The sequence below is a fragment of the Limnohabitans sp. MORI2 genome (genome assembly GCF_027925025.1).
Classification (GTDB): Bacteria; Pseudomonadota; Gammaproteobacteria; order Burkholderiales; family Burkholderiaceae_C; genus Limnohabitans.
The window spans coordinates 2,354,047-2,377,266 of the sequence record NZ_AP027058.1 but is presented as its reverse complement, the minus strand read 5'-3'; the positions used below and the strand labels follow the sequence as shown (position 1 = coordinate 2,377,266).

Annotated in this window: 17 protein-coding genes and 1 riboswitch; of the genes, 12 read left to right on the top strand and 5 right to left on the bottom strand. The window is 56.3% G+C overall.

From position 1 onward, the window contains the following. Positions 1–78: 78 nt before the first annotated feature. Positions 79–6,048, top strand: coding sequence for an excinuclease ABC subunit UvrA (locus QMG27_RS11390; RefSeq protein WP_281811413.1), 5,970 nt, complete (start codon positions 79–81; stop codon positions 6,046–6,048). A 344-nt stretch (positions 6,049–6,392) separates the two neighbouring features. Here the strand turns inward: QMG27_RS11390 and QMG27_RS11385 are convergent, their stop codons facing one another. Together QMG27_RS11385 and QMG27_RS11380 are read right to left on the bottom strand one after the other, a co-directional pair. Next, the gene (locus QMG27_RS11385) at positions 6,393–8,024 is read right to left on the bottom strand and encodes a peptide chain release factor 3 (protein WP_281811411.1); all 1,632 of its coding nucleotides are present in this window, start codon (positions 8,022–8,024) and stop codon (positions 6,393–6,395) included. 46 nt (positions 8,025–8,070) lie between these two features. Continuing rightward, positions 8,071–9,849: an ATP-binding protein gene (locus QMG27_RS11380; RefSeq protein WP_281811409.1), complete on the bottom strand. Its 1,779-nt coding sequence runs from the start codon at positions 9,847–9,849 to the stop codon at positions 8,071–8,073. 127 nt (positions 9,850–9,976) lie between these two features. Then, a riboswitch (S-adenosyl-L-homocysteine riboswitch) is annotated at positions 9,977–10,061 on the top strand. Between the two features lie 98 nt (positions 10,062–10,159). On the opposite strand from QMG27_RS11380, the gene ahcY reads away from it, so the two are divergent. The 4 genes from ahcY (at position 10,160) to QMG27_RS11360 (ending at position 14,003) form a co-directional block, all read left to right on the top strand. Further along, complete coding sequence (gene ahcY / locus QMG27_RS11375; RefSeq protein ID WP_281811407.1) at positions 10,160–11,596, top strand: adenosylhomocysteinase; 1,437 nt, start codon at positions 10,160–10,162, stop codon at positions 11,594–11,596. A 58-nt stretch (positions 11,597–11,654) separates the two neighbouring features. Beyond that, positions 11,655–12,410: a TlyA family RNA methyltransferase gene (locus tag QMG27_RS11370; RefSeq protein WP_281811405.1), complete on the top strand. Its 756-nt coding sequence runs from the start codon at positions 11,655–11,657 to the stop codon at positions 12,408–12,410. Between the two features lie 22 nt (positions 12,411–12,432). After that, a complete protein-coding gene (gene metF, locus QMG27_RS11365) occupies positions 12,433–13,272 on the top strand; it encodes a methylenetetrahydrofolate reductase [NAD(P)H] (RefSeq protein ID WP_281811403.1) in 840 nt (279 codons plus the stop codon). Positions 13,273–13,397: 125 nt separating this feature from the next. Beyond that, the gene (locus QMG27_RS11360) at positions 13,398–14,003 is read left to right on the top strand and encodes an OmpW family outer membrane protein (protein ID WP_281811401.1); all 606 of its coding nucleotides are present in this window, start codon (positions 13,398–13,400) and stop codon (positions 14,001–14,003) included. 69 nt (positions 14,004–14,072) lie between these two features. Here the strand turns inward: QMG27_RS11360 and rlmJ are convergent, their stop codons facing one another. Next, complete coding sequence (gene rlmJ, locus QMG27_RS11355) at positions 14,073–14,951, bottom strand: 23S rRNA (adenine(2030)-N(6))-methyltransferase RlmJ (protein WP_281811399.1); 879 nt, start codon at positions 14,949–14,951, stop codon at positions 14,073–14,075. Between the two features lie 209 nt (positions 14,952–15,160). On the opposite strand from rlmJ, the gene rplM reads away from it, so the two are divergent. The 3 genes from rplM to erpA all read left to right on the top strand — a co-directional run bounded on the left by rplM (position 15,161) and on the right by erpA (position 16,525). After that, a complete protein-coding gene (gene rplM / locus QMG27_RS11350) occupies positions 15,161–15,589 on the top strand; it encodes a 50S ribosomal protein L13 (protein ID WP_104799524.1) in 429 nt (142 codons plus the stop codon). A gap of 9 nt (positions 15,590–15,598) precedes the next feature. Continuing rightward, positions 15,599–15,991, top strand: coding sequence for a 30S ribosomal protein S9 (gene rpsI, locus QMG27_RS11345; RefSeq protein WP_281811397.1), 393 nt, complete (start codon positions 15,599–15,601; stop codon positions 15,989–15,991). 168 nt (positions 15,992–16,159) lie between these two features. Continuing rightward, positions 16,160–16,525, top strand: a complete 366-nt coding sequence (gene erpA, locus QMG27_RS11340; RefSeq protein ID WP_281811395.1) for an iron-sulfur cluster insertion protein ErpA — start codon at positions 16,160–16,162, stop codon at positions 16,523–16,525. On the opposite strand, the gene QMG27_RS11335 is transcribed toward erpA, so the two are convergent. Further along, the gene (locus tag QMG27_RS11335) at positions 16,522–17,643 is read right to left on the bottom strand and encodes an anhydro-N-acetylmuramic acid kinase (RefSeq protein WP_281811393.1); all 1,122 of its coding nucleotides are present in this window, start codon (positions 17,641–17,643) and stop codon (positions 16,522–16,524) included. The genes erpA and QMG27_RS11335 overlap by 4 nt on opposite strands. Then, entirely contained in the window at positions 17,644–18,978 is a 1,335-nt protein-coding gene (locus QMG27_RS11330; protein ID WP_281811391.1) for a M23 family metallopeptidase, read from the bottom strand. Positions 18,979–19,098: 120 nt separating this feature from the next. On the opposite strand from QMG27_RS11330, the gene tyrS reads away from it, so the two are divergent. From tyrS to dbpA, 4 genes are read left to right on the top strand one after another with little or no spacing between them, the layout of a single operon-like run. After that, the gene (gene tyrS / locus QMG27_RS11325; protein WP_281811389.1) at positions 19,099–20,343 is read left to right on the top strand and encodes a tyrosine--tRNA ligase; all 1,245 of its coding nucleotides are present in this window, start codon (positions 19,099–19,101) and stop codon (positions 20,341–20,343) included. 23 nt (positions 20,344–20,366) lie between these two features. Continuing rightward, positions 20,367–21,326, top strand: coding sequence for a cation diffusion facilitator family transporter (locus QMG27_RS11320; protein ID WP_281811387.1), 960 nt, complete (start codon positions 20,367–20,369; stop codon positions 21,324–21,326). A 12-nt stretch (positions 21,327–21,338) separates the two neighbouring features. Then, complete coding sequence (dtd, locus tag QMG27_RS11315; RefSeq protein WP_281811385.1) at positions 21,339–21,785, top strand: D-aminoacyl-tRNA deacylase; 447 nt, start codon at positions 21,339–21,341, stop codon at positions 21,783–21,785. Continuing rightward, positions 21,782–23,194, top strand: coding sequence for an ATP-dependent RNA helicase DbpA (dbpA, locus tag QMG27_RS11310; RefSeq protein WP_281811383.1), 1,413 nt, complete (start codon positions 21,782–21,784; stop codon positions 23,192–23,194). The genes dtd and dbpA overlap by 4 nt, the downstream gene beginning before the upstream one ends. Positions 23,195–23,220 lie beyond the last annotated feature (26 nt).

Below are 23,220 nucleotides of genomic sequence, written 5' to 3'. Positions count from 1 at the left end.
AAGGTTGGTAATGTCCCGATGCCAACCTCGACCCGTGCGAATCTCTAGAATATTTGCCACACTTCAAAAGGCACAGCCATGACAGGCACCATTCGTATTCGTGGCGCACGCCAGCACAACCTCAAAAACTTAGACCTCGACATTCGCACCGGCGAACTCACGGTGGTCACCGGCCCCAGCGGCTCGGGTAAATCGAGTTTGGTGTTTGACACTTTGTACGCAGAAGGCCAGCGTCGCTATGTGGAAACCTTCAGCGCCTATGCCCGCCAGTTTTTAGACCGCATGGATCGACCCGCCGTCGACAAAGTGGAAGGTGTGCCCCCCGCGATCGCAATTGACCAAACCAACCCTGTGCGCAGCTCGCGTTCCACCGTGGGCACGATGACTGAGTTGAACGATCACTTGAAGTTGCTCATGGCCCGCGCCGGTCAGTTGTTCGACCGCCAAACTGCCCAGCCCGTGCAACACGACACGCCACAAAGCATCTACGCTGAGTTGCAACGCCGCTGCGCGGCGCAGCCGCAAGACCCGCGCCTCATCATGACCTTTCCTGTGGAGTTGCCCGCCAACACCACACCCGCCGAGGTGGAGCAGTGGCTCAGTGCCAGCGGCTTCACGCGTATCCATGCCGAGCGCGAAGTGGCCACGCCCACGGGGCCACGTAAGTTGTTGGATGTGGTGGCTGATCGATTCAAGCTGGGCAACACCGAACAAGCCCGTGTGGTGGAAGCGATTGAGTTAGCCATCAAACGTGGCGGCGGACGCCTCAATGTGTATTGGTCTTTAGACGCAGAAGCGACGCCTGAGTTGTGGCGGTTTTCCACAGGCCTGCATTGCCCCGACAGCGACTTGCGCTACAGCGATCCCATCCCCTCGATGTTCTCGTTCAACTCGGCCGTAGGGGCGTGCGAGACCTGCCGAGGTTTTGGTCGCGTGATTGGGGTGGACTACGGGCTGGTGATTCCGAACGACAAACTCACCTTGCGTGCGGGGGCTATCAAAACCATCCAAACCCCAGCTTGGTCTGAAACGCAAGACGACCTCATGCGCCACGCCGAAGCCGAAGGCATTCCGCGTGACACCCCCTGGTACAGGCTCAGCCAAGAGCACAAAGACTGGGTCATCAATGGCTCGCCCTTGTGGAAAGGCAAATGGAACCACCAGTGGTACGGCATCAAACGATTCTTTGAATACTTGGAGAGCAAAGCCTACAAGATGCACATTCGCGTGTTGCTGTCTAAGTACCGCAGCTACACGCCATGCGGCACATGTGCAGGTGCGCGTTTGAAAACAGACAGTTTGCTGTGGCGCATGGGCACCAAAGCGCAGGCTGATTCGGTTTTAGTACCTGCTAAACGCTTCATGCCGCAAGGCGTGCAGTGGACGCGCGCTCAACTCGAAGCCATGCCCGGCTTGTGCTTGCATGACTTGATGTTGTTGCCCATCGACAAGTTGCACCAGTTCTTCAATAGTCTTCAAGTCGATGCATCCGGCGCCGATGCGCAAGCCTTGCATTTGCTGATGGATGAAATTCGCACGCGCTTGAAATACCTCAGCGATGTGGGCATTGGCTACCTCACGCTCGATCGACAAAGCCGCACGCTCAGTGGTGGGGAAGTGCAACGCATCAACCTCACCACGGCCTTAGGCACGTCGTTGGTCAACACCTTGTTCGTGTTGGACGAGCCCAGCATCGGTTTGCATCCGCGCGACATGAACCGCATCAACGAAGCCATGCTGCGCTTGCGCGATGCAGGCAACACACTGGTGGTGGTCGAGCATGATCCGGCTGTCATGCTGTGCGCTGACCGCATCATCGACATGGGCCCAGCACCAGGCGTGCGCGGCGGACACATTGTGTTTGACGGCACGAAAGAAGCATTGAAATCGGCCGACACATTGACGGGTGCTTACCTTGGGGCGCGCAAAACGATTGGCTTAGGCCTGAAGCGGTTGGTGACCGACAACACGCCACGTTTGATTTTGGAAGGTGCACGCGAACACAACCTGCAAAACCTCAACATCGAATTTCCGTTGCAACGCTTGGTGTGTATCACTGGTGTCAGCGGTTCGGGCAAGTCGACGCTGATTCAAGACGTGCTGACGCCTGCTTTGCTGCGTCAGTTCGGCCGCGGCACAGAAACACCCGGCGCACACGACCGTTTGTTGGGTGCAGACCATTTGAGCGATGTGGTGTTTGTGGACCAGTCACCCATTGGTAAAACCGCACGCTCCAACCCCGCCAGCTATGTGGGTGCGTGGGATGCTGTGCGCGAAATCTTTGCCGTTGCCCCTTTGTCGAAACAGCGCGGCTACACAGCATCGAAGTTCAGCTTTAACAGCGGCGATGGACGTTGCCCAACGTGTGGTGGCTCGGGCTTTGAACATGTCGAAATGCAGTTTCTGAGCGACGTCTACCTACGCTGCCAAGACTGCAACGGTCAGAGGTACAGACCCGAAATCCTAGAAGTCCGTATCGAGCGCGAAATTCGTGGCGTGGCTGCGGGGGCGACGGCGCAGCGACATTCTGAGCGCAGCGAAGAGGAGCAAGACGTTGCCCCCGCAGCCACGACACGAATCACTCTCAACGTAGCAGATGTGTTGGAGCTGACAGTCGGTGAAGCGCTGGAAATCTTCGCCAATGACCGCGAAGTGGTGCGCACTTTGCAACCCATCGTTGACGTCGGCTTGGACTACGTGAAACTTGGTCAACCTGTACCCACTTTGAGTGGCGGCGAAGCGCAACGCTTGAAGCTTGCTGGCTTTCTGGCCGAAGCTGCGAAAGCCAAAACTTCCAGCAAACAATCTCTCGCTAAAAAAGGCGTGTTGTTCTTGTTCGATGAGCCGACGACGGGCTTGCACTTTGACGACATCGCCAAACTCATGCGCGCCATGCGTCGCTTGTTGGAAGATGGCAACTCGCTCATCGTCATTGAGCACAACCTCGACGTGATTCGTGCCAGCGATTGGCTGATTGACCTCGGTCCCGAAGGTGGCGATGCGGGCGGCTTGTTGGTGGCCGAAGGTACGCCTGAAGATGTGCGTTTGCATCCCACATCGCACACAGGCAAAGCGCTGCGTGACTATGCGGCTGCGATGGGTGTGGTGTACGAGGTAGATGGCGAGAAAGCCTCTGCTGGGTTGGTGGCTGCTGAAGGTGCAACCAGATTTGCTGGCGCTGCAGCCAAAGACAGCGCGATTCAAATCGTCAATGCCAAAGAGCACAACCTCAAAAACCTCAGCGTCGACATTCCGCGTGGCAAGTTCAACGTCATCACGGGTGTGTCCGGCTCGGGCAAGTCCACGCTCGCGTTTGATATTTTGTTCAACGAAGGTCAGCGTCGCTATTTAGAAAGCCTCAACGCCTACGCACGCAGCATCGTGCAGCCTGCGGGTAGGCCCGAGGTGGACGCGGTTTACGGCATCCCGCCGACGGTGGCGATTGAGCAGCGCTTGAGTCGCGGTGGTCGTAAGTCCACCGTGGGCACGACCACCGAGGTGTGGCACTTCTTGCGCTTGCTGTATGTCAAGCTTGGCACGCAGCATTGCATTCACGACGGCGCAGCGGTGCAGCCGCAAACGCCCGAGCGCATTGCGGCGCAGTTGATGCGTGAGTTCAAGGGGCAGCACATTGGTTTGATGAGCCCCTTGGTGATGAACCGCAAAGGTGTGTACACCGAGCTGGCCGATTGGGCGCGTCCACGTGGCTACACGCACTTGCGTGTGGATGGCCACTTCTTGCCGACGAATGGCTTTCCACGCTTGGACCGTTTCAAAGAGCACACGATTGAGTTGCCAGTGGCCAGTCTTGAGGTGTCTGCGCAAAACGAAGCCGCATTGCGTCAAGCACTCGCCACCGCGTTAGAGCACGGCAAAGGCGTGGTGCATGTGTTGAGTCAACTCGATGGCTTGCGCGAAGCGATGGAAGCGGGCACCGACACCAACAGCATTGGCCGCTTGGATGTGTTCTCCACCTTGCGTGCGTGCCCTGTGTGCGCCACCTCGTACACCGAGCTGGACCCGCGCTTGTTCTCGTACAACAGCAAACACGGCTGGTGCCCCGACTGCGTGGGCACGGGCGTGAAACTCAACAAAGACCAACGCAAAGTGTTGGACGACTCGGTGCGTGACGACAAAGACAAAGGTCGCGAGCAAACCTTTGCCGAGCCCGATGTGGAAGATTTGGTCGATGTGGCGTGCCCAACGTGCGAAGGCACACGGCTGAACGCCACCGCGCGTGCCGTGAAGTTTGCAGGCGTGGGCATCACCGACATTGCGCGCTTAAGCGTGACTGAGATTCGCAAGTGGGTGGAGAAGCTTGAGATGAGTGGACGCGATGCTGACATTGCCCGCGACCTGTTGCCTGAAATCAAGAGCCGTTTGGAATTTTTAGAGCAAGTGGGTCTGAACTACCTCACGCTCGACCGTGGTGCGCCCACGCTCAGTGGCGGCGAGGCACAGCGTATCCGTTTGGCCGCGCAGCTGGGTAGCAATTTGCAAGGCGTGTGTTACGTGCTCGACGAACCCACGATTGGCTTGCATGCGCGTGACAATCAAATCTTGTTGAACGCTCTGCACTTGCTGAGCGATAAGGGCAATACGCTCGTGGTGGTGGAGCACGACGAAGACACGATTCGTCGTGCCGACCACATCATCGACATTGGGCCTAGCGCGGGTAAGCGTGGTGGGCGCTTGATGGGTGAGGGCTCGGTGAAAGACATCACTTCTCAAGAAGAGTCGCAGACGGGGCGCTATTTGTTGCATGCGATGCGGCATCCCTTGCAGGCGCGACGGCCTGTTTCTGAGGCTGCGCTTTCTGCTTTTGCGGTTGCGTCTGCTTCGCTCGCTGCGAAGGACGAGGCATTGCCGGGCTCCTCATGCGGCGAGCCAAAATCGTCACCCGGCAACGCCCCATCCTCCGCGAAGGTGGGTAAACGCAAGGCGGCTGCGCCTGTTGCTGAGGAGGTCGCAGTTGATGGCTCGCTTCAGTGGTTGTCGCTTGAAGGGGCTTCGCTCCACAACTTGAATGACGTGAGTGTGTCGATTCCGCTCAAGCGTTTGGTGGCAGTCACTGGTGTGTCTGGTTCGGGTAAGTCCACACTGGCACGCGATGTGTTGTTGCACAACGTGGCGGCTGCGGTGGCGCAGCGCTCGACGCAGGCAGGGCGCAAGCTAGATGATGACGGCCAACATCCTGCATGGGTCGGCTGCACGGGGCTTGATGGTTATCAAACCATTGACCGTGTGTTGGAAGTGGATCAAACGCCGATTGGCAAAACGCCACGCAGTTGCCCTGCGACCTATATTGGTTTTTGGGACACGATTCGCAAACTGTTTGCCGAAACACTCGAAGCCAAAGCACGCGGCTACGGCGCAGGGCGATTTAGCTTCAACACCGGCGAAGGTCGCTGCCACACCTGCGAAGGCCAAGGCATGCGCACGATTGAAATGAGCTTCTTGCCCGACGTGAAAGTACCGTGCGAAAGCTGCCACGGCGCACGTTTTAACCCCGAGACTTTGGCGGTGACATGGCGCGGCAAGAGCATTGGCGATGTGCTGCAAATGGAAGTCGACGAGGCGGTGGACTTCTTTGCCACCATGCCCAACATTGCGCACCCCTTGCAATTGCTCAAAGACGTGGGCTTGGGCTACCTCACCTTGGGGCAGCCTTCACCCACACTCAGCGGCGGTGAAGCGCAGCGCATCAAGCTGGTCACGGAGCTGAGCAAAGTGCGCGACGACGTGACTCGTCGAGGCAACAAAGCACCTCACACGCTGTATGTGTTGGACGAACCCACGGTGGGCCTGCACATGGCCGATGTGGACAAACTCATTCGCGTGCTCCACCGCTTGGTGGATGGCGGGCACAGCGTGGTGGTGATTGAGCACGACCTTGATGTGATTGCCGAAGCGGATTGGATCATTGACCTCGGGCCTGAGGGCGGTGATGGTGGTGGTTTGATCGTGGCTGCAGATACGCCTGAGGCTGTGGTGGCGATGGGGACACACACGGGGGTTGCACTGAAGCCCGTGTTGGCTCGTACGTAACGTGTCTTTTGTTAGGTTTGATGAGCTCTGACTTTTGCTTTGGCGTTGCTGCGTGCTGCGGGACAAGCCTAGGCTCCTCTTCGCTGCGCTCAGAATGTCGCTACGGCTTATCCCGCAGCACTTGTTTGCATGCGCGGAAATTTCGCTCATCTCAATGTGCGTATGAGTGATGCTCTGAGTGCCTATGTTTTTGTGTGCAGTCGGCAGTTGTGTCTGTATCCGAATCTGATGCGTGCCAACGCGAAGAGAGGCTCAGTGGTGTTGCCCGTAGCGACATTCTGAGCGCAGCGAAGAGGAGCCTAGGGCAATGCCACTGAGCCTCTCTTCACTACAAAAGTAAAGAATCAACCCGCTGTAGAAAGCGCAAGTCCAGCGTGCTCACGCAAAGGATGGAAATGAATCTTCGGAAACCGTTCCTGCGCCAACCGCACGTCATAAGGCGATGTGCACAAATACGCCAAGGTATTGGCCGCATCCAAAGCCATGCGCTGCGGATACGCGTTGGTGAATTCGCGCAGCTCCGCAGGTGTGTCCGCCGTGATCCAACGTGCACCGGTGTACTGGCAGCTTTCTAGCTTCACGTCGCAGTCGTATTCGGCTTTCAAGCGGTGTTGCACCACTTCAAACTGCAACTGGCCCACCGCGCCTAAGAGCATTGCGCCGCCGGCTTCGGGTTTGAACACCTGAATCGCGCCTTCTTCACCCAATTGGTCCAAGCCCTGTTGCAGTTGCTTGGTACGCAGTGGGTTTTTCAAAATCACCGTCATGAAAAGTTCAGGCGCGAAGAATGGCAGGCCTGTGAATTGCAAAGCGGGCCCGTCGGTGATGGTGTCACCCAACTGCACGCCGCCGTGGGTGGTGAAGCCGATGATGTCGCCGGCATAGGCTTCTTCCACCGCTTCACGGCGCTGCGACATGAAGGTCACCACGCTGGTGGGGCGCAGTTCTTTGGCGGTGCGTTGCACTTTGAGTTTCATGCCGGGTGTGAACTTGCCCGAGGCCACGCGCACAAACGCGATGCGGTCGCGGTGGTTGGCGTCCATATTGGCTTGTACTTTGAACACCACGCCTGCGAAGCCTTCGTCTTCGGGCTGAATGGTTTTCTCTACTGCTTGTTTGTTGACCACCAAGTGGCTCAAGCGCGGGCGAGGCGATGGGGAGAGGTCGACCAAGGCGTCGAGCACTTCCATGACACCAAAGTTATTCACACCCGAGCCGAAGAACACGGGGGTTTGTTTGCCGGCCAAGAAGGCATCTTTGTCGAACTTGGGCGATGCGCCTGTGGCCAGCTCCATGTTTTCCATGGCGGTGGACCATTCCAAACCGAAGCGCTCAGCCAGTTGGGCTTGCTCGGTGAGGGGGTGGGTTTCGAAGTCTTGTGGCAAACGCTCGGAGCCCGAGTCAAACACGGTCATGGCTTGCGTGCGCAAGTTGATGATGCCGCCGAACAACTTGCCTTGACCCACAGGCCAAGTCATGGGCACGCAAGGCATACCGAGTTCGCGTTCGACTTCGTCAAGGATGTCGAGTGGGTCGCGTACTTCGCGGTCCATCTTGTTGACGAATGTGATGATGGGCGTGTCGCGCTGACGGCACACCTCAATCAAGCGACGGGTTTGCGCTTCAACACCGTTGGCCGCATCAATCACCATCAAGGCCGAGTCCACGGCGGTGAGCACGCGGTAGGTGTCTTCCGAGAAGTCTTTGTGACCAGGTGTGTCGAGCAGGTTGATGACGTGCTCGCGATAGAGCATCTGCATCACAGACGAGGCGACCGAAATGCCGCGTTGCTTTTCAATCTCCATCCAGTCGGACGTGGCGTGACGGCTGGCTTTGCGGCCTTTCACAGCGCCCGCGATTTGAATCGCACCCGAGAACAGCAACAGCTTTTCGGTCAGTGTGGTTTTACCCGCGTCGGGGTGAGAAATGATGGCAAAGGTGCGGCGACGGCGCACTTCGTTCAGAAAGGAGCTCATGGATAGGCAAGAAAAAGGCGCTTAAAAATGGAGCGCAAGGCCAGAATCATAGCGCCGTAGGTTGCGCGTCCTCCTTGAGCGCGTGAGTGAGGATGGCTTGGATCAGCACCTCTTTGTCAAACGGTTTGGGTAGCACGTCTTTGAAGCCTAAGGACATGCATTCATTGACTGCTTCTTCGGCTACGTTGGCGGTCAAGGCAATGACGGGAACATCTGGATGCGGATGGCTTGGATCGTTGCGAATGCGGCGAACCACTTCTGTGCCCGAGATGTCCGGCATGATGAGGTCCATGAGTACCAAGTCATAGCGATGCTCACGCATTTTTTCTAAGGCTTCGGTGCCGTTGATCGCTTGGTCAATATTGGCTTTGGGTAGGCTGCGCTTGATGCTGGCGCTAGCCACCAATCGGTTGGTGAGGTGGTCGTCGACCACGAGCAAGTCAAGCGGCACATCATGAATTACCGCATCTGTTGTGATTCGGTTGGCTGGCGGTGCGACCTCTTCAATGGGCAGTGATACGGTGAATGTGCTGCCAACGCCCAGTTGGCTGGTAACCCCAATGGTGCCTTTGTGACTTTGCACCAAGCTGCGTGTGATGGCGAGGCCGAGACCATTGCCGTGCAATGCATTGCCAGCCTTCAAGTCGTGGTCGCTCACTTTGAGTTGAACAAAGGGTTTAAAGATCGCGTCCAGCGATTCGGGGGCAATGCCTGCGCCTGTGTCTTCGACGCTGATGCTTAATTGACCGTGCCGGCTCTCTGGCGTATCTCGTTTGAAACTGACCCGCATGCGCACTTCGCCACCTGTGGTGAATTTCAATGCATTGCCCAAGAGGTTGATGATGATTTGCGCCAGTCGGTGCGGATCAATCGAAGCCCAGTGAGGAAGAGAGTCCTCCAAGATCAGCGGGTAGTCCAAACCTTGTTCATTGGCGCGTGGGGCCAATGTCTGGTGTGTGCGCGTCAGCATCTCACGAAGATTGACGGCTTGTGGACTAAGCACCAACTTGCCTTGTTGGATTTGTGAAAAGTCCAACAAGTCATTGATGACGGTGACCAAATGTGATGCTGAGTTGCGTGCGCCTTGCACATATTGGCCTGCTGTTTGCGGTAGTTGGGTGTCTGTGGACAAAAGTCCCAAATATCCCATCACTGCATTGAGCGGTGTCCGCATTTCGTGACTCACCATGGCTAAGAATTGATCTTTGTGCGCGTTGGCGAGCTTCAAATTGGCGGAGAGCGTCTCTAGTCGCTTATTGGATTGGCGCAAGCGTCGGAGGTACTGCTCGTTGGCTGTGTCGTACGTTTGCACGAGCACCATTTGTGCAAACAACATGAGTGAAAACATGCCTGCGGCAAACGACATGCTTTGCCATGAGGCGTCTTGACCGATGCCTGAATCACCCACCGATTGAAGCGCAAATTGCACTTCCAAGGCTGGCAACAAACCTCGCGTTTGCGCAAGGTATAGCCCCAACACGCCGAGCATGGATGCAAGCATCGATGCTTGGGCCCATGTGCGTGATGCTGTAAATAAGGGTAGAAGCGGGATGATGGCCAGCCATGTGAGCACGGGGGACGTGACACCTCCTGTGATGGCAGCGTTGTATAGCACAACCCCCATCAAGGTGACTTGGTACAACACCACCCCTGATTTGACGCCGCCGCCATAACGCCAAACCGCCATGGATGCCGCCACTAAAAAGGATGCCACCATGGCCGAGTTTGCACTGCGCATGTTGCCCATCCAGTAGAGCCAAACGGCGATGCTCACCAAGCCGATGATGGCGGAGATCGTGAACGACGCAAAGAAAACATCTCGCATGCTGCGCAGTTGTGGCGGTAGCGAGCGTTTGATGAAAATATGGGTTCGGCGATTGACATGCATCATCCAATGTTAATGCTTAATGACTATTTTTAAGGAAATTGCTTTGCTTGCGCTAAAATGTTGGCATTCCGAGGAGCGCTGCAGCCTGTCGGCCCGCAAGGGGCTGGTTTCACAGGTGAGGCTCGGACTGCCAACCGCGCTCACCCACTAGTCAACGTGAGGTGAGCTCCTCGAAGAATTCTTCGGACTCCCAGATGACGCTGACCGCGCGTTGCTAGTGGCTTTGCCAACTTTTGGAGTCTCACAAATGAACGCTGTTCTTAAAACCAACGCCGCCGCCGATTACATCGTGGCCGACATGTCTTTGGCCGCTTGGGGCCGCAAAGAAATCAAAATTGCCGAAACCGAAATGCCCGGTTTGATGGCTATCCGCGAAGAGTTCGCCAAGTCACAACCATTGAAAGGTGCTCGCGTGACCGGTTCTTTGCACATGACCATTCAAACGGCTGTGTTGATCGAAACCTTGAAGGCTTTGGGTGCTGATGTGCGCTGGGCGTCTTGCAACATCTTCTCGACCCAAGACCATGCCGCTGCTGCGATTGCCGAAGCAGGCATTCCCGTGTTCGCCACCAAAGGCGAGACCTTGGAAGAGTACTGGGACTACACCCACCGCATTTTTGACTTCGGTGCGAAAGGCACACCTGGCGAAGGCCCCAACATGATCTTGGACGACGGTGGCGACGCCACGTTGTTGATGCACTTGGGCAAGCGTGCTGAAAAAGACGCATCCGTCATCGCCAACCCCAGCAGCGAAGAAGAAACTTGCTTGTTCAACTCGATCAAAGCCAAGCTCGCGCAAGACCCAACTTGGTACAGCCGCAAGAGCGCTGAAATCATCGGCGTGACTGAAGAGACCACGACCGGCGTGCATCGTTTGAAAGAGATGTCGGCCAAAGGCACTTTGATGTTCCGTGCGATCAACGTGAACGACTCCGTGACCAAGAGCAAGTTTGACAACCTGTACGGCTGCCGCGAGTCCTTGGTGGACGGCATCAAGCGCGCAACCGACGTGATGATCGCTGGCAAAGTAGCCGTGGTCGCAGGCTACGGCGATGTGGGTAAAGGTTCTGCCCAAGCCTTGCGCGCTTTGAGCGCCCAAGTGTGGGTGACTGAGATTGACCCGATCAACGCCTTGCAAGCCGCCATGGAAGGCTACAAAGTGGTGACCATGGAATACGCTGCTGACAAAGCAGATATCTTCGTGACCACCACAGGCAACCGTGACGTCATCACGTACGAACACATGGCTGCAATGAAAGACCAATCCATCGTTTGCAACATCGGTCACTTCGACAACGAAATCCAAGTTGCCAAGTTGGAAGAGAAGTGCAAGTGGGAAGAGATCAAACCACAAGTGGATCACGTCATCTTCCCAGACGGCAAGCGCATTATCTTGTTGGCTAAAGGCCGCTTGGTGAACTTGGGCTGCGGCACAGGCCACCCCAGCTTTGTGATGTCGTCTTCGTTTGCCAACCAGACGATTGCGCAAATCGAATTGTTCGCACACAAAGACGCTTACGACGTGGGCAAGGTTTATGTGTTGCCTAAGCACCTCGATGAAAAAGTGGCGCGTTTGCACTTGAAGAAAGTCGGCGCCATGTTGACTGAGTTGACCGACGAGCAAGCTGCTTATATCGGCGTGCCGAAGGTTGGCCCTTACAAGCCCGACACTTACCGCTATTGATGTGTGGCGTGCCCCGTTCTCGGGGCACTCGCAACGCGACAAACCCATTCTCCATTCGATGCGTGCAGATCAACTCCTTGTTGAACGAGGTTTGGCTGCGTCGCGCTCTCAAGCGCAGCGGTTGATCGCCTCGGGTGTTGAATGGCGCTTGGGCGCCAAGCTGTGGCAACGCGTGGTCAAAAATGGTGACGAGTTGCCACTGCCATGTGAAGTGCGTTTGCTAGACAACGCTGAAGCTCGCTATGTGTCTCGTGGTGGTTTAAAGCTCGAAGGCGCTTTGCAAAGCAGTGGCTTGTCTGCCCTGGGTTTGCGTTGCCTCGATGTGGGGCAAAGCACCGGTGGCTTCACCGACTGCTTGTTGCAACAAGGTGCTGCACAAGTGGTGGGTCTAGATGTGGGACATGGCCAGTTGCATCCACGCTTGCGTGAGGATGCACGCGTGGTGTGTGTGGAACGCATCAACGCCCGCGAGCTAGAAGCAAATGATGCGCGCGTGCCAGATGCACATCAAGGATTTGATTTGGTGGTGGGCGATTTGTCGTTTATCTCGCTCACCTTGGTGTTGCCTGCGTTGCTGCCTTTGTTGAAAAGGGGCGGCGCGTTGCTGATGTTGGTCAAGCCGCAGTTTGAATTGCAGCCCAGCGACATTGGTAAGGGCGGCTTGGTCAAAGACAAAGCCAGTTATGTGCAGGTTGAAGCGCGCTTGCGCCAGGCCTGTGCTGAGTTAGATTTGAACGTGTTGGGCTACTGGCCCAGCGCCATCGCCGGGGGCGATGGCAACAACGAATTTTGGATTGGTGCGCGTCGTCCATGACGCGCCAACAAGTGAGACGGATATGAACGCGAACAGCAGCTTGAGCATTGAATTTTTTCCACCCAAGACGCCAGAGGGTGCAGAGAAGTTGCGCGCGGTGCGTCAAGCGCTGTACCCACTCAAGCCACAGTTTTGCTCGGTCACTTACGGTGCGGGCGGCTCCACGCAAGCGGGCACCATCTCAACGTTGAAAGAAATTTTGAGCGAAGGCATGTCTGCCGCGTCACATTTTTCTTGCATTGGCGCTACGCGTGAGAGCGTGCGTCAGCAACTGGCCGAGTTCAAAGCCATGGGCGTCAAGCGTTTGGTGGCTTTGCGTGGCGATTTGCCCAGTGGCTATGGCGCGGGCGGTGAGTTTCAATACGCCAGCGATTTGGTGGCGTTCATCAGAGCTGAGACGGGCGATGACTTCAGCATTGAAGTGGCTGCCTATCCCGAGATTCACCCCCAAGCCAAATCGGCAGAAGCGGACTTGCAAGCCTTTGCCACCAAGGTGAAGGCGGGCGCGGATTCGGCCATCACGCAATACTTTTACAACAGCGATGCGTATTTCCGTTTTGTAGAAGATGCTGACAAACTGGGTGTTGAGGCTCCCATCATTCCGGGCATCATGCCTATCACCAGTTCTTCGCAGTTGCTGCGCTTTTCAGATGCGTGTGGTGCTGAGATCCCACGTTGGATTCGCTTGCGCTTGCAAGGCTACGGCGACGACATCGCTTCCATCAAAGCGTTTGGCTTAGAGGTGGTGACCGACTTGTGCGAGCAGCTGCGTGCGGGCGGTGCGCCGGGTTTGCACTTCTACAGCATGAACCAAAGTGCGGCGACTTTATCCATTTGTCAGAACCTAGGGTTGATGAGCTGACAAGTGATCGTTTGATCTTCATCAAACACCTTTTTGCAAGGGTTTGACCGGAGTCAATGTCTTGCTTCCTTCCTCGCTGTGAAATCAACAGCACGGGAATAGACCCGAGTTTAAGGAAGCAAAAAATGAAAAAAGTTCTTATCGCCGCCGCTTTGGGCATGTTGGTTGCTGGTCAGGTTGCCGCTCAAGAAAGCCCTTGGTTGGTTCGCGCACGTGCCGTGAATTTGAATATGGCGAATAACGATGCGACAGGTCTGGGCTTGGGCCTCTCTGTGAATGACAAGACCATTCCAGAAGTGGATGTGAGCTATTTTTTCAATAAAAACGTAGCGGCCGAGCTGATTTTGACTGTGCCACAACAGCAGCATGTGTACTCTAACGGTAGCGACTTGGGAACGTTCAAACATCTGCCGCCAACTTTGACGGCTCAGTACCACTTTACAGACCTCAATGGTTACAAACCATACGTGGGTGCTGGCTTGAACTTCACGCAGATTTCAGCTGAAAAAATCAGCGCAGCTGGCGGTACTAACAACGTCACTCTGAGCGATAAAAGTGTTGGTGCTGCACTTCAAGTGGGTGTTGATGTGCCTTTGACCAAGCAAGTGTCTTTTAACTTTGATGTGAAAAAGATTTATCTCAAGAGCAAGGTCTATGTGGGTGGCGTGGAGCACGGTGACCTCAAGCTCGACCCCGTCGTGGTGGGTGTCGGTGTCGGCTACCGCTTCTAAGCATTAGCATCTTCAAGCAAAAAGGCCTCGCAGTGCGAGGCCTTTTTCCATGCATTTGAAAGCATCGAATTAACCACCCGATTCCACCACCCACCCGCGACCGGGTCCACGTGCCAAAGCTTCTTCCACCACAGGCAAAGCTTCGTTAAGCAAGGGCTTGAGGGTGAACGGCGGGTTGACGATGAACATGCCGCTGGCGCTCAGGCCCGCATCTTTGCTACCCGTTTCGCGGCCAATCGCCAAAGTGGCGTGCATCCATGGTTTTTTGACTTGGCTGCACAAGCCTTTGAGTTTGCGAGGCAAATCGTGTGCTTCAGGGCGCGGGACGATGGGGTACCAGACGATGTAAGTGCCGGTGGCAAAGCGCTTCAAGCTGTCTTGGATGCAATCGATCACGCGGTAGTAGTCGTTCTTGATTTCGTAGCTCGGGTCAATCAACACACAGGTGCGGCGAGAGCCTGTGCTTGACACGGGAGGCGGCAACAAAGCCTTGAGTGACTCAAAGCCATCTGCACGAGCCACGCTGACTGTTCGGCCCGCTTCGAGCTGCTGCACATTGCCCGAGAGCGATTTGTGGTCGGTGGGGTGCAGCTCGAACAACTTTAAGCGGTCGCGCGCTTCGTGGCGCAGCAGCTTGTGGATGATGAACGGCGAGCCTGGGTAAATCTTGTGGCTGCCTTTGGCGTTGAAACTGGCCACCATGTCTAGGTAATCGGTCAGGGCGGCGGGGCCTTTGAGGTTCAAGACCTTCAAAATGCCTTCGGCGGCTTCGCCACTTTTTTCAGCATAGTCGCCGTCCAAACGGTACAGGCCTGCGCCCGCATGCGTGTCCACAAACTGAATGCCCGCGTCTTTGTGCATCAAATGCTTCAAAGTGGCAATCAAAGTGAGGTGTTTGAGGACGTCGGCGTGATTTCCGGCGTGAAAGGCGTGGCGATAACTGAACATAAGCGGGATGGTAACCCGCCAAATCACCTTGTTTTGGCCAAATTTGCGCAAGTGCTTGATTTTGCTTATAATCTTTGGCTATGCAGCGTTTGAGTGGTCCCGCGGCAGAGGCTTTGAAAAAGGCACATCCCACCTAAGAGGTTCTCAACAGAAGAACGCCGACCGTGGAAAAGGACCCTACAAACCAACTCTCCTTTTAGGATTTAACTATGTCTACATTCAGCGCAAAACCCGCTGACGTGGTGCATGAGTGGTTTGTGATTGACGCCACCGATAAGGTGCTCGGACGAGTAGCCAGCGAAGTTGCTCTCCGTTTGCGCGGCAAACACAAAGCCATTTACACACCCCACGTCGATACAGGTGACTTCATCGTCATCATCAACGCTTCCAAGATCAAGGTCACTGGTACCAAGTCTTTGGACAAGGTGTACTACCGTCACTCGGGCTATCCCGGCGGTATCACTGCAACAAATTTCCGCGATCTGCAAGCCAAGCACCCTGGCCGCGCCATCGAGAAGGCTGTCAAGGGCATGTTGCCTAAAGGTCCACTCGGTTACGCCATGATCAAAAAGCTCAAGGTGTACGGTGGTGCAGAGCACCCACACACCGCACAACAGCCTAAAGTGCTGGACATCTAAGGAGCTGACATGATTGGTGAATGGAATAACGGCACCGGCCGTCGCAAATCAAGCGTCGCTCGCGTGTTCTTGAAAAAAGGCTCCGGCAAAATCACGATCAACGGTAAAGACATCGCCGCTTACTTCGGCCGTCAAACCTCGATCATGATTTCGAAGCAACCTCTGGTTTTGACCGGCAACGTTGAAGCATTTGACATCCAAGTCAACGTGCACGGCGGTGGCGAATCTGGCCAAGCAGGTGCTGTGCGTCACGGTATCACTCGTGCTTTGATTGACTACGATGCAGGCCTCAAGTCTGCTCTGTCACAAGCCGGTTACGTGACTCGCGATGCTCGTGAAGTCGAACGTAAAAAGGTTGGCTTGCACTCTGCTCGCCGCCGCAAGCAGTTCAGCAAGCGTTAATCCGCTTCCTGTTTTGCCAAAAGCCGCATGGGTTCGCCCTTGCGGCTTTTTTGTTGTGTGTGTCATTCGCGCCAATGCCCACATCGTCAACAGCGTTTCTAAAGGCCGGCGCAGTGCCATTTCCGACTAAAGCGCTATACTTTTAGCCATTGAATTAGGAGTCCTCCCATGAGCGCAGTTGCTGAAACCGTACCAACAGAAATGCCATCCCCTTTCGTCTTCACCGATAGCGCGGCAGCTAAGGTGGCGGACCTGATTGCAGAAGAAGGCAATCCCGATTTGAAGCTGCGCGTGTTCGTGCAAGGTGGCGGTTGCTCAGGTTTTCAATACGGTTTCACATTCGATGAAATCGTCAACGAAGACGACACCACCATCAACAAAAACGGCGTGTCTTTGTTGGTCGACGCGATGAGCTACCAATACTTGGTGGGCGCTGAGATTGACTACAAGGAAGACTTGCAAGGCGCTCAGTTCGTCATCAAGAACCCCAACGCTACAACCACATGCGGTTGCGGTTCATCGTTCTCGGTTTAAGCCTTATAAATTCCACCCAGTACGCGGGCGCCTTTGGCGCCCGTTACTTTTGGTAGGTTGCCAGGCAGGCCGAGCACGGTTTGACGGGCAAGCCAAGCAAAGGCAGCAGCCTCCACTTGCAGCGGCGGCATGCCGCGTTCGGCAGAAGACAACACGCGTACTTGTGGCAAACCTGCTTGCAAGCGTTGCATGAGCAAACCATTCAATGCGCCACCTCCGCAAACAATGAGTTCAGAGGCTTGTGCTGCATGGCGCAACACATCGTTCACGCACGCACGTGCCGTGAACTCGGTGAGGGTGGCTTGCACATCTGCAGCGTTGGCATGGGCATAACCGCTGAGGTGGTGGGCGAGCCATGTGGGGTGAAAAAAATCGCGCCCAGTGCTTTTGGGCGGCGCTTGGTGCAGAAAAGGTGCAGCCAACATGGCTTGCAACAAAGGCTGAATCACCGTGCCGCTGGCGCCCCAGGCACCATCGTTGTCAAAGGCGTAGCCTGTGTGCGCTTGGCACCAGTGATCAAGCAGCGCATTGCCGGGGCCGCAGTCAAAACCCAACACATCGCCATCGGCGTGAAGCACGCTAAGGTTGGCGATGCCGCCGATGTTCAACACACCCACAGTGCGACCCGCTTGACCAAAGATGCCTTGGTGAAATACCGGTACCAGCGGTGCACCTTGGCCGCCTGCCGCGACATCGCGGCTGCGGAAATCGGCCACCACATCAATCTTGGTGAGTTCTGCTAGGAGTGCAGGGTTGTTGAGTTGAAGTGTGTAGCCCGTGCCGTCAAACGCGCCCGGTTGATGGCGGACGGTTTGGCCGTGGGCACCCATGGCGCACACATCGTTAGGGGATGTGTTTGTATCTGCCAGCAAGGCCTGAACCGTCTGCGCGTAAACCTGCACAAGACCATTGGCAGCGAGTGCGGCACGGTGTAGTTCGTTGTCAGACGGGGTGTTGAGTGCCAGCAACTCTTGCTTGAGCGCTGGTGCAAAAGGCGTGGCGTGATGCGCCAAGACGTGAGGGCGATCGCCTTCGAAATTGACCAGCACGCCATCGACGCCATCCAGCGAGGTGCCCGACATCAGGCCGATGAAATGCGAAGACGATGAAGTAGGCATTTATTCAGCGCTGCTGAGTTGACCGCTGGCTGCAGCAGCAAGCTCAACTTGGGCGATGGCCGCGTGTCGTTTGAATTGCTCACGCGCTGCTGCTGACACTTCCACTGCCACACTTTGACGCGCCATGGTGATCGGGTCTTTGTGTTGACCGTTGACACGGAATTCAAAGTGCAAGTGAGGACCTGTGGCCCAGCCGGTAGAACCAACCAAGCCAAGGGTTTGACCTTGCATGACCGATTGACCGCGCTTGACGTTGATACGGCTCAAATGCGCATAAACCGTCGTTTGTCCGCTGGCATGTTTGACCATCACCACATTGCCAAAACCACCTTGTGTGCCAGCAACATCGACGATGCCTTGGCCCACACTGCGCACGGGGGTGCCTGTGGGGGCCGCGTAGTCCACGCCCAAGTGCGCACGCCATGTTTGCAAGATGGGATGAAAGCGCATTTTGAAGCCGCTCGTCACGCGCGAAAACGCGAGGGGTGAGGCCAAGTAAGCACGTCGCAGGCTGATGCCATCGGCGTTGTAGTAGCCGCCATCTTTGGCATTGGCTTCTTTGAACCAAAACGCTTGATGGGTTTTGCCGTTGTTCACAAACTCGGCAGAGAGAACGCGCCCCGAGCGCAGCACTTCGCCATCGGCTTCGAGTGACTCGTAGACCACGGCAAAGCGGTCGCCCTTGCGCAGGGCGCGGTGGAAGTCGATGTCCCCCGCAAAGATGTCCGCCAATTGGCTGGCCACGCTGTCTGGGATGTTGGCGTCATCGGTGGCGGCAAACAATGAGCTTTGAATCGTGCCATTGCCCATGCGTGTGGTGACATTCAAACGGTCGGTTTCCAAACGTTCCACAAAGCCCTCGGCGGTGCGTTCCATCACCCAGCGGCTGAAGTTTTCACCATCGTCGTTGGCCCAGCGTGCGGTCATGCGGGTGAAGCGGTGCTGCGCATCGCCTTCGACGTTGACCCATCGACCTGCACGGCCCAAGATTTGTTGACGTGCGGTGCGGGTGTTGCGAAGGTAAGTGGCAGCTTCGGCGTCACTCAGGCCGAGGCGCGAGAGCAAGCTGTCTGCTGTGTCGTTCGAGCGTGTGACATCCGAGCGAAAGAGTTGTAACGGTTGCTCGACGGACAGACTGGGTAACGACAAAGTGCTGACGCTTTCGAGCACTTGATGCAAGGGCGTTTGGTTGCTGTTGGCATCCAAGCTGGCTACCGCAAACGCCCCACCACCCAAAAGTGACAGCGATACCGCCACGCCGGCTAAAACGCGACGTGGGTGCTGTTGAGCGATGTTTTGTAGGCGCGTGGCCCACGAAGCAAAGAGTGTCTGCAAGGCGGTGTCTCCAGCAGTTGGTCAAAGGTGGAGCCAAGCCCGCAGCCTCAAAGTTTGAGCCTCTAAAATCAGGCCCAAACACCAAACCGTCGAGTATACCTTGGATGGTGAAAAATCCTTATGAATCAAGCACCTGCACAAAATACCTCCGCTACCCATCCAGTTACTGATCGCGTCCTCGAAGCCTTGGCTGTCACCAAACGCGGCTGCGAAGAACTGATTCCCGAAGACGCATGGGTGAAAAAGCTTGCGCGCTCAGAGGCGACGGGCCAACCGCTGCGCATCAAATTGGGTTTGGATCCGACAGCACCCGACATCCACATTGGCCACACCGTGGTGCTCAACAAAATGCGCCAGTTGCAAGACTTGGGGCATCAAGTCATCTTTTTGATTGGCGACTTCACCAGTTTGATTGGCGACCCATCAGGCCGCAACAGCACACGTCCACCGCTCACGCCTGAGCAAATCAAGGTGAACGCGGAGACGTATTACAAGCAAGCCTCGTTGGTGCTCGACCCTGCGAAAACTGAAATTCGCTACAACAGCGAGTGGTGCATTCCACTGGGCTCCATGGGCATGATTCAACTCGCGTCCAAGTACACCGTAGCACGCATGATGGAACGCAACGATTTCCATGATCGCTTCCACGCCAACACGCCCATCAGCGTGCACGAGTTTTTGTATCCGCTCATGCAGGGCTACGACTCGGTGGCTTTGAAGTCTGATCTGGAACTGGGCGGTACGGACCAAAAATTCAACTTGCTCATGGGTCGCCACTTGCAGGCTGAGTACGGCCAAGAAGCGCAATGCATTTTGACCATGCCTTTGCTTGAAGGTTTGGATGGCGTTGAAAAAATGTCCAAGTCCAAGAACAACTACATCGGCATCAGCGAAGAGCCCAACACCATGTTTGCCAAGGTGTTGTCGATCTCTGATGTGCTCATGTGGCGCTGGTACACCTTGCTGTCGTTCAAATCGATGGCAGAGATTGAAGCGTTGAAAAAAGAAGTCGAAGGCGGTCGCAACCCCAAAGACGCCAAGGTGGCCTTGGCCAAAGAAATCACCGCACGCTTCCACGGTGCAGCAGCGGCAGAAGCGGCGGAACAAGACTTCAATAACCGCAGCAAAGGCGGTGTGCCTGACGAAATTCCAGAGGTGTCGCTCAGCGGCGCACCGATGGGTATTGGTGCATTGCTCAAGTCTGCTGGCTTGGCCCCTTCCACCAGTGAAGCCAACCGTTTGATCGACGGCGGTGGTGTGCGCGTGGATTCGAGTGTGGTCAGCGACAAAGGCTTGAAGCTCGATGCCGGAACGTTTGTGGTGCAAGTGGGCAAGCGCAAATTTGCGCGTGTCACATTGGCATAACAGAGCGGCTTTAGACTGCACGGATGAACACCCAGACCTTTGAAAAATGGCTCTCGCCCAAAGGCTTGCTTTGGGCTTCTGTGGCGGTCGCTTGCATCACCATCGCCTTGAAAACCTTGGCGTGGCACTTGACCGACTCAGTGGGGTTGCTGTCTGACGCCATGGAGTCCCTGGTCAATTTGGCCAGCGCTGTGTTTGGGTTGATGATGGTCACCGTAGCGGCCATGCCCGCAGACGAAGACCACCCCTACGGCCATCACAAGGCTGAGTATTTTTCTTCGGGCTTTGAGGGCATCCTCATCGTGGTAGCTGCGCTGGGCATCATGTGGGCGGCGGGGCATCGTTTGTTCGACCCGCAACCCCTTGAGCAAGTGGGCATTGGCTTGGCGTTGTCTGTCGCCAGCTCTGCGCTGAATGGCTTGTTGGCATGGGTGATGTTTCGTGCGGCCAAAACACACCGTTCGATTGCGCTCGAGGCCGACGCGCGCCATTTGGTGACGGATGTGTGGACCTCCGCCGGTGTGGTGGTGGGCATTGCGCTAGTGAGCTACAGCGGTTGGTTGTGGCTCGATGCCGCTGTGGCGATGGGGGTCGCGCTCAACATTCTCAAAGAAGGTTGGCATTTGATTTGGGATGCGTCACAAGGCTTGATGGATGAAGCGGTGGAGCCCGAGGTGCTGGCGCAAATTCATGCGGTGTTGCATGACGTGTCCATGACCCACGAAGAGGCAGGGGCTGATCACACGCACATCGTGCGCTTTGACCACATCATCACCCGCAAGGCGGGGCAGCGCCGTTTTGTGGATTTGCACATGCACATGCCCGCCGAATGGACCTTGGGGCGTGCGGCCATGTTTCGCGGCAACGTTGAGCAAGCCTTGATGAAGGCGGTGCCGGGACTGCGCGCCACCATTCAGCTGCTTCCCAACGATGTGGAAGCGCACATCGACGACCCATTGGATGCGCCGACAACTCTCGGGTAGAAAGGGCAACTCGTGAAAGCAGTGTTACAGCGCGTGAGCGAAGCCCGAGTGGTGGTGGATGGCCAAACAGTGGGTGAGATTGGCCAAGGCTTGGTGGTGTTGCTGTGCGCCGAAAAAGGCGACACCGAGGCCACGGGCCAAAAAATGCTCGACAAAATTTTGAAGCTGCGCGTGTTCTACGACGATGCTGGCAAGATGAACCGCAGCGTGACCGATGTGCAAGGTGGTTTGCTGATCGTCAGCCAATTCACGCTAGCAGCAGACACCAGCAGTGGCACGCGTCCGAGCTTCACCAGTGCCGCCCCCGCTGACGAAGGCCGTCGTCTGTACGATGCCTTTGTGGCGCAAGCCAAGTCGCGTCACGCCCTTGTGCAAACGGGCATTTTTGGTGCGGACATGAAGGTGCATTTGGTCAACGATGGCCCAGTGACCATCCCGATCACGATAATCGGTGAATGACCGATATCAAAAACAGCGCTACCACCTTTGCCGCCTTGCCCTTGGCGGCTGCCACCCTCGATAACCTGAACCAACTGGGCTACGCCCAGATGACTCCAATCCAAGCCGCGAGCTTGCCCCTCACCTTAGCGGGGCGCGACTTGATAGCCCAAGCTAGCACAGGCAGCGGCAAAACGGCCGCCTTTGGCATTCCCTTGGTTGAAAAACTGGATGCCACCTTGTTTGACGCGCAAGCCTTGGTGCTTTGCCCCACGCGTGAACTGGCCGACCAAGTGACGCAAGAGCTGCGCCGCTTGGCACGTGCCGTGGGCAACATCAAAGTGGTCACGCTTTGTGGTGGTGTGGCATTGCGCGGACAAGTTCAAAGCTTGGAGCACGGCGCGCATGTGGTGGTCGGTACACCTGGTCGCATCATGGACCACTTGGAGCGTGGCTCACTCAGCTTGCAAGGCCTCAAGACCTTGGTGCTCGACGAAGCCGACCGCATGTTAGACATGGGGTTCTTTGACGACATCGCCAAGGTCGCGCGCCAGTGCCCCAAAGATCGTCAAACCTTGTTGTTTTCGGCCACTTACCCTGATGGCATTGCCAAGCTCGCCGCGCAGTTCATGCGCGAGCCGCAAACCGTCAAGGTGCAGGCGCAGCACGACGCCCACAAGATCAAACAAATTTTTTACGAGGTGAGCAACCACGAGCGTTTGCACGCGGTGTCGCAACTGCTCAACCACTTCCGTCCCGAATCGACGCTGGCGTTTTGCAACACCAAGCAGCAGTGCCGCGATTTGGTGAGCGTGTTGCAAGCGCAAGGCTTTAGCGCTTTGGCTTTGTTTGGCGAACTCGAACAACGCGAGCGAGACCAAGTGCTGGTGCAGTTTGCCAACCGCAGCTGCTCGGTGTTGGTGGCCACCGATGTGGCAGCGCGTGGTTTGGATGTGGCCAACTTAGAAGCCGTCATCAACGTGGATGTGACGCCCGACCCCGAGGTGCACATTCACCGCATTGGTCGTACTGGTCGAGGCGACGCCGAAGGCTTGGCCCTGTCACTCGCCAGCATGGACGAGATGGGCTATGTGGGGCGCATTGAGCTCTTGCAAAACCGCGAGTCCACTTGGGCCCCGCTCAGTGGCCTCACGCCTGCAGCGGGTGGTGTGTTGCAGCCACCCATGGCGACCTTGCAAATTGTGGGTGGTCGCAAAGAAAAAATTCGCGCCGGCGATGTGCTGGGGGCGCTCACCGGCGAAGCGGGTTTTGCCAAAGAGCAGGTGGGCAAGATCAACGTGAACGAGTTTTCTACTTACGTCGCGGTCGAACGTGGCATTGCGCGTGAGGCCGTCAAGCGTTTGAACGCGGGGCGCATCAAAGGCAAAACGGTCAAAGTGCGTTTGCTGGAAGACGCGGCAGGTCGTTAGTCACACATTCGGCATGTGACTCTCGC

Excerpts from the sequence above, each read along its gene's own strand:
- tyrS (WP_281811389.1), top strand. The coding sequence starts at position 19,099 with ATGAATCAAGCACCTGCACAAAATACCTCCGCTACCCATCCAGTTACT.
- metF (WP_281811403.1), top strand. The coding sequence starts at position 12,433 with ATGAACGCGAACAGCAGCTTGAGCATTGAATTTTTTCCACCCAAGACG.
- QMG27_RS11390 (WP_281811413.1), top strand. The coding sequence starts at position 79 with ATGACAGGCACCATTCGTATTCGTGGCGCACGCCAGCACAACCTCAAA.
- QMG27_RS11320 (WP_281811387.1), top strand. The coding sequence starts at position 20,367 with ATGAACACCCAGACCTTTGAAAAATGGCTCTCGCCCAAAGGCTTGCTT.
- QMG27_RS11370 (WP_281811405.1), top strand. The coding sequence starts at position 11,655 with ATGCGTGCAGATCAACTCCTTGTTGAACGAGGTTTGGCTGCGTCGCGC.
- rpsI (WP_281811397.1), top strand. The coding sequence starts at position 15,599 with ATGATTGGTGAATGGAATAACGGCACCGGCCGTCGCAAATCAAGCGTC.
- QMG27_RS11385 (WP_281811411.1), bottom strand. The coding sequence starts at position 8,024 with ATGAGCTCCTTTCTGAACGAAGTGCGCCGTCGCCGCACCTTTGCCATC.
- QMG27_RS11360 (WP_281811401.1), top strand. The coding sequence starts at position 13,398 with ATGAAAAAAGTTCTTATCGCCGCCGCTTTGGGCATGTTGGTTGCTGGT.
- QMG27_RS11380 (WP_281811409.1), bottom strand. The coding sequence starts at position 9,849 with ATGCGAGATGTTTTCTTTGCGTCGTTCACGATCTCCGCCATCATCGGC.
- dbpA (WP_281811383.1), top strand. The coding sequence starts at position 21,782 with ATGACCGATATCAAAAACAGCGCTACCACCTTTGCCGCCTTGCCCTTG.
- QMG27_RS11335 (WP_281811393.1), bottom strand. The coding sequence starts at position 17,643 with ATGCCTACTTCATCGTCTTCGCATTTCATCGGCCTGATGTCGGGCACC.
- ahcY (WP_281811407.1), top strand. The coding sequence starts at position 10,160 with ATGAACGCTGTTCTTAAAACCAACGCCGCCGCCGATTACATCGTGGCC.
- rlmJ (WP_281811399.1), bottom strand. The coding sequence starts at position 14,951 with ATGTTCAGTTATCGCCACGCCTTTCACGCCGGAAATCACGCCGACGTC.
- erpA (WP_281811395.1), top strand. The coding sequence starts at position 16,160 with ATGAGCGCAGTTGCTGAAACCGTACCAACAGAAATGCCATCCCCTTTC.
- rplM (WP_104799524.1), top strand. The coding sequence starts at position 15,161 with ATGTCTACATTCAGCGCAAAACCCGCTGACGTGGTGCATGAGTGGTTT.